The following is a 14,511-nucleotide window of genomic DNA, read 5'->3' as shown; positions in this document are numbered from 1 at the left end:
AAAATAAAGTACATGTATTATAATCATGGGACTTTTTGTCGCATTACGCACAACTACTCTACAATAGCATCTTGAATAAGTTGCTGAATATCCGTTCTAATATCATTAGCACCCAAAGCATTATTAGCCATGGTAGGATAAGTTCTGTTTGATAAAAAAACATAAATCAACTCTGTTTTAGGATCTGCCCAAGCAAAGGTTCCGGTAAAACCACTATGTCCAAAACTTTCCATAGACGTGCAATTACACGTACTTTTAACAACATCATCACCCGATGGTTTGTCTAAAACCAAACCTCTTCTATTGTCTCTACTTTTAAAATAAGCCTTGTTAAACATATCAAATGTATTGCTTCTAAAATACCTTTCTCCACCATACATTCCTTTGTTTAAATACAGTTGCATCATTTTAGCAACATCATTGGCAGTTCCAAACAATCCTGCATTTCCAGAGACTCCTCCAAACATGGCTGCTGCCATATCATGTACTGTTCCTTGTAATTTTTGATATCTGTAATAAGTATCCAATTCAGAAGGGACAATGCTGTCTTTTGCATACATTTCTAAAGGATTGTACATTAATGTAGAGGCTCCTATTTTTTTTGTAAACTGATTGTTAAGCAACACATCCATCGGTTGATGATAATGGTTTTCTAGCACTTTTTTAAATAAAAAAAAAGGCAAACCACTGTATTTATAGTCTCTGGTTTTACGCAAAGGAGCCACTTTTATTTCCTGATAAATACTATCAATATACTCGTTTTTTAAATACAAGTTTTCAGCAACTTTTAAATCAAATCCTTTTTCGGCCTTATTTCTATACCAAATATCCATGGGCTTTTTAGAAACACTATCTAAGGTTTTTACATAAAAAGGAATCCACGCTTGTAAACCCGATTGATGCGCAAACATATCTATCACCAACAGTTTTTCCAAAGGAGTATTTTTATACATAGGTAACAAATCTCCCAAAGTCTGATCTAACCTATACACTCCCTTTTCCAGAACTTTTACATACAAAGGAAACGCACCTAATATTTTGGTTAAAGAAGCCAAATCGTACATAGAAGTATTGTTTACTTTTTGTACTGCATCGTAGGTAAAATATCCATACGATTTTTCAAAAATCACTTTTCCTTTTCTAGCCACCAATACTTGCAAACCAGGACTCATTTTTTCTTTAATTACAAGTTGGGCTACAGAATCTATTTTTTTTAGTTGATAAGAATTCATTCCTTCTTCTTCAGGAAAACCATATTGCAAACGTTGCAGTGCTTGAGTAGTAATACCACTTCCTTCCTTAAACTTTTGAGATACCGAAACTGGCAATTTTCCTGTAAAAGGTACCGCTCCAAATAATTGTTGTGCAGCTACCCATTGAAATACCGAATTGTTTTGATATGCGACAACTACGTTAGAAATTCCATCAAACCCGTTTAATTTTAACAAAGAATACGGGCTTGTAAACACTGTTAATATCACCTTTTTGTAAGAAGCTATTTTTTGAATTAATGCAACTTCGGTACTAGATAATTTATAAGATTTCCAAGGATGTTCATCAGATTTATGAACCCCAACAACAATAGTATTGTATTTTTTTAATTTGCTTTTATAATTTGCAACCGTTAGTTGATTTATTTCATCAACAGTGGTATATTTTTTAAGAGTTTGCACAAAAGTTCCAGAAACATCATCTCCTAAAGAAACAGATGCAACTTTAAGCGTATCTAATCTTTTTAAAGGAAGTAAATTATTCTCGTTCTTTACTAAGGTAATTGCGTTTTCGGCAACTTTTTTAAACAACAAATCGTCTTCTATCGTGTGAATTCTTTGTTGAACATCAACTTTGTTTAATACTTTTTTGTGCTGTAAACCCACACAATATTTAGCCATTAACACTTTAACTACAGAACTATCTAACCTAGCTTCTGTCAGTACATTTTTAAGAATGGCATTCTTAATTGTTTTAACTCCTTTTTCTACATCCACTGGAATTAACAACATATCGTTTCCAGCTTTTAAAGCTTCCAAAGCCACACTATCTGCAGCTGTATAATTAGCCACTCCTTTCATGTTTAAAGCATCGGTAAACACCAATCCTTTAAAACCAATTTTATTCTTTAAAAGCTCAGTAACTACTTTTTTAGAAATAGAAGTAGGTCTTCCTTTTTCAGTTTTTAAAGCAGGTACATCCAAATGAGCCACCATAACACTGGCTAAATTAGATTTCACTAATTGTTTATAGGGATACAGTTCTAAACTGTCTAATCTATTTACATTAAAATTTACAACAGGCAATGTTTTATGAGAATCTGAGGCTGTATCTCCATGTCCAGGAAAATGTTTGGCATTGGCTAACACTCCAACACTCTGCATTCCTTGTACAAAAGCTATTGATTTTTGAGTTACATTTTTTTTGTTTTCTCCAAAAGACCTATTTCCTATAATAGGGTTTAAAGGATTGGTATTAATGTCTACCACAGGAGCAAAATTAATATGAATTCCAACCTCTTTACAATGCTTTCCTATTTGCTGTCCAACACGATAAATCAACGAATCGTTTTGAATTGCTCCTAAAGTCATGTTCCAAGGATAAGCAAAGGATGGTTTAATACGCATAGACAAGCCCCATTCACCATCAAAACCAATGAGTAAAGGAATTTTACTATTCGCCTGATACTCATTGTACAAATCAATTTGTTTTTCAGGAGTTCCTTGCATAAAAATCAAACCCCCAACGTGCTGATTTTGAATCAAACTATTGATTTCCTGTTTGTGTTTGTCATCTTTATTAGAATAGGCTTGTACCATAAACAACTGCCCTATTTTTTCATCTAAAGACATGTTTTTAAGGATACTATCTACCCAAACTTTTTGAGCCAAACTATCTTTAGCCACCAAAGGTTGCGCACCTAATTCTACTTGTTGTGAAAAACAATTAGAAAAAACAAAAAAAACAACTACCCGAAAAATATACTTCATAAACAACTCTAAATACTAATTAAAACAACGTGCATGCCAACTATCTTTAGCAGGAACTTCCCACTGAGTTTCTACACCCTTTTTAGTATTTACCATGTTGTTAAAAACAACCGTATTTGGAGTTACTTTGTTTTCTTTTGCCAAAGCAGCAAAATGATTCATTGGAACAACTTTAATCTCCTCGTTTTCTTTATAAGCCACAGCTAATTTGTTTAGCATATCTACCTGAAACTGCACTTGTATTTGTTGTACTAGTTTTACCGAAGCATCTATAGAACAACCCGAAACTTCTACAAAACTTTGGTCTACAGCAATAATTAAAAACTGATCGTAAAGAATGGTAAAACTCCCCTTTACATTTTCTCCATGTCTTGTCCACTGTTCTACAAAATCAGTAGTCATTTTGCCTACTTGTTCTTGCTCTTGTGCTGTAAACTTTCGGTTAGATTGATACATCCAAACTCTTGCTGTATCTGGTAATGTATAATAAGGTACGTACATAATTATTTTAATTTGTTGTTCAATGTTTTCAATCGAATACTAGTTAACACCTTTTTAGTGTATAATGGAAAATCTGCATTCATAATCCAGTTGTAATAACCCGGATTTTCTGCCAACACCTCTAAAACGGTTCTGTTTTTATATTTTCCAAACGTAAAAACTTCTTCATCTTTGTCGTTAAACTGAATAAAACCTGCAAAATCTGCTCTTTTTTTATGAGACGAATATGCACTTAAATCAGCAACATTCGTTCCAATATCGTCGTACTTCTCTATTTGAGCTAATAATATTTCATAAGTTGCATTGGTATCTGCCTCTGCAGAGTGTGCCCCTTCTAAATCTTTATCACAATAAAATTTGTACCCTGCGGTTAAAGTTCTTTGTTCTTTTTTGTGAAAAATTGTTTGAACATCTACAAACTTTACATTGTCTAAGTCAAAATCTACCCCTACTCTTAACATTTCTTCTGCCAATAAAGGCACATCAAATCTGTTTGAATTGAATCCTGCCAAATCACAACCTTTGATCAACTCATGAATTTGAGGAGCTAATTGTTTAAAAGTTGGTTCTGTTGCAACTTTTTCGTTTGTAATTCCGTGAATTTCTGAAGATTCTGCTGGAATTTCCATTTCCGGATTGACCAACCAAGTTTTACTTTCTTTATTTCCGTTAGGAAATACTTTTAAAATTGATATTTCTACGATTCTATCTTTAGCTATATTGATTCCTGTAGTTTCTAAATCAAAAAATACGATAGGTCTTGTTAATTCTAATTTCATGGAGTTTATATATATAAGTAAATTTAAAAAAATCAGTACAAACCTTATGGGTTTAATACTATGAAAATACGATTACTTATCAACGACCAACCTTATCCTAAAAAAAGGATACAAACACCAAAAAAAGAATAAAACAAACCATTTAACTACAACAAACAACACTTAATCGAAGTTGTCGTTTTTAAATCTATTTCATTCATAACTTTACAATACAACATTTTTTTCTTTTACACTTTTATAAAAGTTTAAAATTTGATTACAAACACAACATATAACGTTTAGGTTCATAGCAAATTTCCCGAAAACATTATACTGTAACAGTTTTAAACAATACCGGACCCACAACAGATGGTAATAAAAGTAAAAAAAGCCCCTAACATAGCAAGGGGCTTTTTTTATATCTATAATTTAAAGTCTTTAAATATTGGCTTCACCTAATTCTTTTAACTTTTCTGTATTTTCAGTTAATTTTAACTCATCAATAATTTTGTGAATATCTCCGTTTACAATATTACTTAAATCATAAAGTGTTAAACCAATTCTATGTTCTGTTACACGACCTTGAGGGTAGTTATAAGTTCTAATCTTTGCAGATCTATCTCCTGAGCTTACCATTGTTTTACGTTGAGCTGCATCTGCTTCTAATTTTTTAGCCAATTCCATTTCATAAATACGAGAACGCAATACTTTCATGGCTTTGTCTTTGTTTTTATGCTGAGATTTTTGATCTTGACATTGAGCTACAATTCCTGTTGGTATGTGTGTTAAACGTACTGCTGAATAAGTGGTGTTTACCGACTGACCTCCTGGCCCTGATGAACAGAAATAATCTACACGAACGTCTGCATTGTTTATTTCAACATCAAATTCTTCTGCCTCTGGCAATACCATTACAGTAGCTGCAGATGTATGCACACGCCCTTGTGTTTCTGTTTGTGGCACACGTTGTACACGGTGTACTCCAGATTCAAATTTTAAATCTCCATAAACATCTTCACCAGTTACACTAAATATAACTTCTTTAAACCCTCCAGAAGTACCATCAGCTATATCTTCTACTTCACACTTCCATCCTCTAGAAGCTGCATACTTAGTATACATTCTATACAAATCTCCAGCAAAAATACTTGCTTCATCACCACCAGTACCTGCTCTAATTTCAACAATTACATTCTTGGCATCTTCTGGATCTTTAGGAATCAACATAAATTTAATTTCCTCTTCCAATTGAGGAATTTTTTCATTTCCTTCTTCCAACTCCATTTTAGCCATTTCTACCATTTCGGCATCAGATCCGTCAGCTATAATCTCTTTTGCTTCTTCTATATTTGAAAGTATACTCTGATATTCGTTTCCTTTTTCAACTACTTTGCTTAGATCTTTATATTCCTTATTAAGTTTTGCATATCGCTTTTGATCAGAAATAATATCTGGTTGTATAATTAAATCTGAAACTTCATCAAAACGTTGCTTAACTATTTTTAATTTATCTAACATGTTTTATTTTTTGTAGAATGCAAAATTACAATTTATAATTGAATTTTAGAATTAATATTCATATCCCATCTTGTTTTAAAAACATAAAAAAACCCCAAAACAAAAGTTTTGAGGTTTTAGTCGCACTAAATAAACTAAGATGTTAAGTTTATCGTAACCTATCTACAGATTTTACGAGATCTTCATCTTTTTTAATTGCCTTGTTTGCCATGACTAGCAAAACAATAATAGCAATTGGAAAGTAAATCCCAATACCCTTCTCAGAAATATTCATTTCTCCAGGTAGTTTTAGAGATAAGTATATCAATACACTCAATAAATAGAAGTTGATCAGAATGTTTACTCTATTAATCACAAATTGATTTTGTCTTTTTTTATAATTAAAAATAGCGACTAAAGACAAAACAGATGATAAAACAAAAAACACTCCTACTGATTTTAAAAGAACTGAGTTATTACTAAAAGTAGTTGCTAAATATAGCTCTACATGATCTAAAAGTGTAAAAAATGAAAAAAAACTAGTTAATACTCCTGCAATTATAAATGCAACAAATAAATAAACTGTTTGAATTCTCTGAATCATAACTTTTTCTAATAACTAGCACAAATTTACATTTTCTTTTTATTTATTAAAGACTTTGTTACATTAAAAAAAAAACTATATTTGTTTTGGCTTAGTAAGCTGTTACAGTACAAACACTTATATATTGTAACTAATTTTCAAAAAAAATCAAATATCAAATTGCAACCGTATAATTTTTCACAACTATACTTATTGTTGCATATTTTATTATCATCATACATATTATAAATGTTCGAAATTTCACAATTAAAAGCAAAAACACTTGCGGATTTACACGAAATTGCAAAAACAATTGGATTAAAAAAAACAAGTCAATTAAAAAAAATGGACTTAGTTTACAGAATTCTTGACGAGCAAGCTGCTACCGAAGCAAGTAATCCAACTCCTACCATTTTAGATAACGAAGCCACTAAACAAGAGCCTCCTAAAAGAAAAAGAGTTACCAAAACAAAACCAACTTCTTCTGTTAAAGAAAAAGAAACTGAAAGTTCTGAGGAATTAAATAAAAAAGAACCAAAAAAGTCTCCGGAAACCCCTACCGAAAACACGACTAACAAAGCTATAACTCCAGACACACCTACTCCTGCCGCTGTTAACGAGAAGAAAAACACCACTAGAAAACCACGTGCCAAAAATAACGACACAACAACTAGTGAAAACAAAAAAAACACCCCTTCTCCACAAAATAACAACACTCCACAAAACAATACACCAGCAAACAACAATGCTAGAAAAAACAACAACCCAAGAAATAATAAAAACAACAAGGGTAAAAGTTTAAAAGACCCTAATTACGAATTTGACGGAATTATTGAAAGCGAAGGAGTTTTAGAAATGATGCCAGATGGATATGGTTTTTTAAGATCCTCTGACTACAACTACTTATCTTCTCCTGATGATATTTATGTATCTCAATCTCAAATTAAACTCTTTGGTTTAAAAACTGGTGACACTGTAAAAGGTGTGGTAAGACCCCCTAAAGAAGGTGAAAAATATTTTCCTTTAATTCGTGTTTCAAAAATTAACGGATTAAACCCCAAAGAAGTTAGAGATCGTGTTTCTTTTGAACATTTAACTCCACTTTTCCCTGAAGAAAAATTTAAATTATCTAACGGAAAAAGCTCTTTATCTACCAGAATTATTGACTTATTTGCTCCTATTGGTAAAGGACAACGTGGTATGATTGTAGCACAACCTAAAACAGGTAAAACAATGTTATTAAAAGACATTGCTAATGCCATTGCAACCAACCACCCAGAAGTATATCAATTAGTTTTATTAATTGATGAAAGACCCGAAGAAGTAACAGATATGCAACGTAGCGTTCGTGGTGAAGTAGTAGCCTCAACCTTTGACGAACCCGCAGACAAACATGTAAAAGTTGCAAACATTGTACTTGAAAAAGCAAAACGATTGGTAGAATGTGGTCACGACGTAGTGATTCTTCTAGACTCCATTACTCGTTTAGCAAGAGCCTACAACACCGTTGCTCCTGCTTCTGGTAAAATATTATCTGGAGGTATTGATGCCAATGCACTGCACAAACCAAAAAGATTCTTTGGTGCTGCTAGAAACATTGAAGGGGGTGGTTCTTTAAGTATTATTGCTACAGCTCTTACAGAAACAGGCTCTAAAATGGACGAAGTTATTTTTGAAGAATTCAAAGGTACCGGTAACATGGAACTACAACTAGAAAGAAATATTGCCAACAGACGTATTTACCCTGCTATTGATTTAATTAAATCTAGTACTCGTAGAGACGACTTGTTGTTAGATGAAAAAACAGTACAACGCATGTGGGTCTTAAGAAAGTATTTAGCTGACATGAATCCTGTTGAGGCTATGGAATTTATAAGAGACCGAATCAAAACTTCAATAAACAATGAAGAATTTTTAATATCTATGAACGGATAATAAAAAACACCATATAAACAATAAAATTTTACAAAACCTAACAAAACAATTTTGTTAGGTTTTGTACTTTACTCTATCAACCAATTCTTCTCTTTTACCCTAACAATTGTTCTTTCCTCGTTTCTCTTTTTTTAAAATAAAACAAATGTTTAACAAAAACATAACAAATATCTAAACTAGCTCGATACAAACCCAAAAATTATAATAAAAAAACTAGACTGCTACTATACTTAACTTTCTACAACCCCAATAAAATCTAAGCAGCTAACTAACCAAAGTTCTTTTCTTTTTTCATTTACTAACAAGACTATAAATCACATCAATAAATAAATTATCTTTAATATTATAACTCAAAAACTATATATAATGAAAAAAATTACTTTATTTTTTGCCGTAATCTCTTTTATGATTACATCTGCATTAACTGCACAAACCATTAGCATTACCGATATTAATGGCTCTACTGCTTCAGCTTTTTTTACAGCTAACCCTAGTTTAGATAGTGGTACCGTGTTAACAGTAACTGTGCAATACGAAAACGTAGTGGCTGGAACCGACAATCTTGTTATTAGGGTGTTAAACAACTGGGCTGAAATAGCAGGCACCAAACAAACACAAACTGTAACAGAAAGTGCAACACCAACTACCACAACTTTTACAGTAACAATTCCTGCTGTTAATCCTGGAATTGACCCTGCAAGAATTCAAATTAGAGCTAATAATGGTAGTGGTTTTGTTAATGGTACTTCTCCAACTTTTGAAATTAACGCAGACGAAAGTGTAGAAGTAAGTGCTGCAACTTCTATTACAACTATTAACGGTGTTTCTCCTACAGATTACCACACTTCTGTAAGCGGTACCGTAAGCGAAGGAGCTACTCTAACTTTTGGAGTGAATTATAAAGCCTTGAAAAAGGACCCTGTAAGAGACAACTTAGACGTTAGAGTAAGATTCCTTACAAATGACTACAAAACAATCCCTCTAATGGTAGAAGGAACAGCAATTGTAACAAATAGCGCTACAGAACAATCTACAACAGTTAGTCTTACCATACCAGATTTATCTGAATCTGTTTCTCAAGCAAGAATACAAGTTGTTGCATACGGTTACAACGGTAGTACAGATGCTACTATATTCAGCTATGTATCACCTGAGTTATTCGACATTGATGCTACCACATTATCTACAGATAAACTTGCTTTAGAAGGAGTTACTGTAAATGCTAATTCAATTTCTTTTAGTTCAGAACACATAAACGACAACTATACAATTTACAACATTGTTGGACAGTCTGTAAAAACAGGAAAAGTAAACAATCAAGTAAGTATTACTAACTTAGCAAACGGTGTATACATTTTAACTACCGATAAAGGAGTTTTAAAATTTGCTAAATAGATTCTACTTTTTACAAAAACCATTTAAGAAGGTTGCCTATTTGGCAACCTTCTTTTTTTATCAAAAAAACAAAGAAAAACACATTTTAATAATACATAACCATTCTAAATAAGCTAACCTTTTAAAAAACAGGAGTTTATTATATATCAAGCTAACACATTCATACTTAGTTATTTTTAACCCCCAAAAAAACAAGGTTAAAATTTAACACATTACCAATAAAACATCATAAATTTTGAATTATCCATAACAAAACAATAATATCTAACGAACAAAGTTATGTAAGTCTTACGATAGTTTGATTTTCATTAATATTTGCGTAATTTTGTCGCCTATATTTTTAAAATATGATACAGAAACAAGGACTATACTTACCAGAATTTGAGCATGAAAACTGTGGTGCAGGTTTTATTTGTAACCTAAAAGGTGAAAAAACCAACCAAATTATTCATGATGCATTAGAAATTTTAGTGAAACTAGAACACCGTGGAGGTGTTAGTGCCGACGGGAGAACCGGAGATGGTGCTGGATTATTAATTGATATCCCTCACGACTATTTTAAAAGAGTTTGTGAATTTGAAATTCCAGAACAGCGTAAATATGCTGTAGGAATGGTTTTTTTACCAAAAAACACCAATCAACACAAATTCTGTAAAGATGTATTTGAAAAAGAAATAGCAAACCAAGGCTTAACAGTTTTAGGTTGGAGAGAAGTTCCTGTGGACTCTTCTCAACTAGGTGAAATTGCTTTAGCCTCTGAACCAAATATTGAGCAAATTTTTATTGCTCAAGGTGATTTAGAAGAAAATATTTTTAGAGCTAAACTATACGCTGCACGTAAAATTACAGAGCACGCTATTCGCAACTCAAAAATGTCTGAAGCTAGTTACTTTTACTTACCTTCTTTGTCTAATACTACACTTATTTATAAGGGTATTATTATGCCAGAAGATATTGGACCTTACTATACCGATTTACAACAACCAGACTTAGTAACCAGATTAGCATTGGTACACCAACGTTTCTCTACCAATACAATGCCTGCTTGGGAATTAGCACAACCATTTAGATTCTTATGTCAGAATGGAGAAATTAATACTTTAAGAGGTAACGTTTCTAGAATGCGTGTGCGTGAAGAAATCATGAAATCTGACGTGTTTGATGCTGCTACCATGGAAAAGTTATTTCCTATAATTTTACCTGGAAAATCAGATTCTGCTTCTATGGATATGTCTGTTGAGTTATTAACCCTAACAGGTCGTTCTTTACCAGAAGTAATGATGATGACGATTCCTGAAGCTTGGGAAAAACACGCTACCATGTCTGAAGACAGAAAAGCGTTTTATGAATACAACTCTTGTATTATGGAGCCTTGGGATGGTCCTGCCTCAGTTCCTTTTACAGATGGAGATTATGTGGGAGCTTTATTAGACCGTAACGGTTTAAGACCTTCTCGTTATACCGTTACTAAGAGTGGTAAACTAATCATGTCATCGGAAGTTGGGGTGGTAGAAATAGCTCCAGAAGACATTGTAAGCCATGGTCGTTTAGAACCTGGTAAAATGTTCTTAGTAGACATGAACAAAGGTAAAATTATTGAAGACGAAGAAATTAAGAATAAAATTTGTTCTGAAAGACCTTACAAAGAATGGTTAAATAAAAATAGCTTACGATTAAAAGACGTTCCTAACGATAATAAAAATTGTCCAATAGAAACGTTGGATTTAAAAACTCGTCAACGTTTGTACAACTATACTATTGAAGATATTCAGGAAGTAATTGTACCAATGGCACAAGAAGGTAAAGAAGCCTTAGGTTCTATGGGTATTGATACTCCTGTTGCTGTTTTATCAGACAGACCTCAATTAGTACCGAACTACTTTAAGCAATTATTTGCTCAGGTTACCAATCCACCTTTGGATGGTATTCGTGAAGAAGTAGTTACGGATATTAGTTTAGCTTTAGGTAATGACAAAAACATTTTTGATATTACTGCTGAACAATGTCATAAATTAAGAATTCAAAACCCTGTTATCTCCAATAATGATTTAGAGAAAATCCGTCATATAAACGTAGATGGTTTTAAAGCTGAAACTATTGAAATGTTGTATGACAAAGTAAAGGGAATGAATGGTCTAGAAGATGGTTTAGAAGAAATCATTACTAAAATTACCAAAGCTGTAGATAACGGAGTTAACATCATTATTTTATCAGATAGAGGTGCTTCTAAAGAAAAAGCTCCAATTCCTGCTTTATTAGCTTGTTCTTATGTACACCATCAAATGAACCGTTTACGTAAGCGTTCTTATTTTGATATTGTTATAGAATCTGCTGAGCCTCGTGAACCACATCATTTTGCTACCTTATTCGGATATGGTGCTTCTGCTGTAAACCCTTACATGGTAAACGAAATTATCCGTTTACAAGTAAAAGAAGGATTCATCAAATTAGATGAGCAAAAAGCTGTAGATAACTTTAACAAAGCTATTGGAAAAGGAATCTTAAAGGTAATGAACAAGATTGGTATTTCTACGTTACACTCGTACCGTGGATCTCAAATCTTCGAAATCGTAGGTTTCAATTCTGAATTTGTAAACAAATACTTCCCTTACACTGCTTCTAGAATTGAAGGTATTGGATTGTACGAAATTGAAAAAGAAATCAACGAAAGATATAAATATGCATATCCAGACACATACATCGACAAACGTTTAGGATTAAACATTGGTGGTGATTATAGATGGAGACGTAATGGTGAACGTCATATATTTAACCCTACAACCGTTGCTAAATTGCAACAAGCTGTACGTTTAAATGACCAAGCTTCTTACGATGTATATAAAAACGCAATTAACGAACAAGCAAAAGGATTGTTAACCATTCGTGGATTGTTTGAATTTACAAACTATGATCCTATTCCAGTTGATGAAGTGGAACCTTGGACAGAAATTGTAAAACGTTTTAAAACGGGTGCTATGTCTTACGGGTCTATTTCTCGTGAAGCTCATGAGAACCTAGCCATTGCCATGAACCGTTTAGGTGCAAAATCTAATTCAGGTGAAGGTGGTGAAGACAGAAGACGTTTCCAACCAGATGCAAACGGAGACAATAAAAACTCTGCTATTAAGCAAGTAGCTTCAGGACGTTTTGGGGTAACATCTCACTACTTAAGTTCTGCTAAAGAGATTCAAATTAAAATGGCTCAGGGTGCTAAGCCAGGAGAAGGTGGTCAATTACCAGGTACAAAAGTTTTACCTTGGATTGCAGATGCACGTAACTCAACTCCTTTTGTAGGGTTGATTTCTCCTCCACCACACCACGATATTTATTCAATTGAGGATTTAGCTCAGTTAATTTACGATTTAAAGAATGCGAACCGTGAGGCACGTATCAACGTAAAATTAGTATCAGAAGTAGGTGTTGGAACCATTGCTGCCGGAGTTGCTAAAGCAAAAGCAGATGTCGTTTTAATTTCTGGATATGATGGTGGTACAGGAGCCTCTCCTTTAACCTCTTTAAAGCACGCTGGTTTACCTTGGGAACTTGGTTTGGCAGAAGCACAACAAACATTGGTATTGAACAACTTACGTTCTCGTATTGTTGTTGAATGTGATGGTCAGTTAAAAACTGGACGTGATGTTGCTATTGCTGCTTTATTAGGTGCAGAAGAATTTGGATTTGCAACCGCACCATTAGTAGCTTCAGGATGTATTATGATGCGTAAGTGTCACTTAAACACATGTCCTGTAGGTATTGCTACTCAAGATAAAGAATTACGTAAGAACTTTAAGGGTACTCCTGAACACGTAATTAACTTTTTCTACTACGTAGCAAATGAATTAAGAGAAATTATGGCTCAATTAGGATTCCGTACAATGGATGAAATGATTGGTCAAACTCAAAAAATAAACGCTAACAACGCAATTGATCATTATAAAGCTAAAGGATTAGATTTATCTGCAATCTTACACCAACCTGCTGGTTACAGTGATTTACCTGTTAGAAATATAGAACAACAAGATCATAATTTAGACAATGTTATTGATTTCCAAATTTTAAAAGATGCACATGCTGCTATTTTTAGAAAAGAAATTACTACTCTTAATTATCCTATTGGAAACACAGATCGTTCTGTAGGAGCTATTGTATCTAATGAAATTTCTAAAATATACGGTCACTTAGGATTACCTGAAGACACATTAAACTTAAATTTTACAGGTTCTGCCGGACAAAGTTTAGGAGTATTTGGAGCTCATGGTATTACTTATACTGTTGAAGGAAATACAAACGATTATTTAGGAAAAGGATTATCTGGAGGAAAAATTATAGTAAAAAAACCTGCTAAAGCTGATTTTATAGCAGAAGACAATATTATAGTAGGTAACGTTTGTTTGTTTGGTGCTGTAAAAGGTCAAGCATTTATTAACGGTATTGCAGGTGAACGTTTTGCAGTTCGTAACTCTGGAGCTACTACAGTAGTAGAAGGTGTAGGAGATCACGGATGTGAATACATGACTGGAGGTAGAGTTGTTGTGTTAGGAGATACAGGTCGTAACTTTGCAGCAGGAATGTCTGGTGGTTATGCATATGTATTAAACACTACTGGTAAATTTACTGATGGATTGTGTAATGAAGAAACAATAGACTTTGATCCTATTACTGCAGAAGATGCAGCTGAATTAAAAGGATTGATTGAAAAACACGTGGCTTATACAGACAGTAACAGAGGAAAAGAAGTGTTGGCTGACTGGGAAAATAGCTTAGCTAAGTTTGTAAAAGTTATGCCTAAAGAATACAAAGTAGCTTTAGAGCGTATTGCAAATGAAGAACCAATGGTTGAAGAATTAACAGTATCGTAAAT

Annotated in this window: 8 protein-coding genes; 3 read left to right on the top strand and 5 right to left on the bottom strand. The window is 33.1% G+C overall.

Going from position 1 to position 14,511, the window contains the following annotated elements; translation table 11 throughout:
* Nucleotides 1-53: 53 nt before the first annotated feature.
* From ACY2IJ_RS00435 to ACY2IJ_RS00415, 5 genes are all read right to left on the bottom strand, one after another.
* Nucleotides 54-2,981 carry a glycoside hydrolase family 3 N-terminal domain-containing protein gene (locus ACY2IJ_RS00435; protein ID WP_476725188.1) on the bottom strand — a complete coding sequence of 976 codons (2,928 nt, stop codon included), beginning with the start codon at nucleotides 2,979-2,981 and terminating at the stop codon, nucleotides 54-56.
* 15 nt (nucleotides 2,982-2,996) lie between these two features.
* Complete coding sequence (locus ACY2IJ_RS00430; protein WP_476725187.1) at nucleotides 2,997-3,482, bottom strand: ABC transporter ATPase; 486 nt, start codon at nucleotides 3,480-3,482, stop codon at nucleotides 2,997-2,999.
* A gap of 2 nt (nucleotides 3,483-3,484) precedes the next feature.
* Complete coding sequence (locus tag ACY2IJ_RS00425; protein ID WP_476725186.1) at nucleotides 3,485-4,261, bottom strand: exonuclease domain-containing protein; 777 nt, start codon at nucleotides 4,259-4,261, stop codon at nucleotides 3,485-3,487.
* A gap of 417 nt (nucleotides 4,262-4,678) precedes the next feature.
* Complete coding sequence (gene prfA / locus ACY2IJ_RS00420) at nucleotides 4,679-5,758, bottom strand: peptide chain release factor 1 (protein WP_476725185.1); 1,080 nt, start codon at nucleotides 5,756-5,758, stop codon at nucleotides 4,679-4,681.
* A gap of 148 nt (nucleotides 5,759-5,906) precedes the next feature.
* Entirely contained in the window at nucleotides 5,907-6,341 is a 435-nt protein-coding gene (locus ACY2IJ_RS00415) for a DUF4293 domain-containing protein (RefSeq protein WP_476725184.1), read from the bottom strand.
* 228 nt (nucleotides 6,342-6,569) lie between these two features.
* Here ACY2IJ_RS00415 and rho point away from each other — a divergent pair, with 228 nt between their 5' ends.
* From rho to gltB, 3 genes are all read left to right on the top strand, one after another.
* Nucleotides 6,570-8,255, top strand: coding sequence for a transcription termination factor Rho (rho, locus tag ACY2IJ_RS00410; protein WP_476725183.1), 1,686 nt, complete (start codon nucleotides 6,570-6,572; stop codon nucleotides 8,253-8,255).
* Nucleotides 8,256-8,621: 366 nt separating this feature from the next.
* Entirely contained in the window at nucleotides 8,622-9,650 is a 1,029-nt protein-coding gene (locus ACY2IJ_RS00405) for a hypothetical protein (RefSeq protein WP_476725182.1), read from the top strand.
* A gap of 347 nt (nucleotides 9,651-9,997) precedes the next feature.
* Entirely contained in the window at nucleotides 9,998-14,509 is a 4,512-nt protein-coding gene (gene gltB, locus ACY2IJ_RS00400) for a glutamate synthase large subunit (protein ID WP_476725181.1), read from the top strand.
* Nucleotides 14,510-14,511: the final 2 nt, after the last annotated feature.

This window comes from Wenyingzhuangia gracilariae, assembly GCF_056387575.1.
The sequence above is the reverse complement of the archived record's forward strand: the minus strand, read 5'-3'. Positions and strand labels throughout refer to the sequence as shown.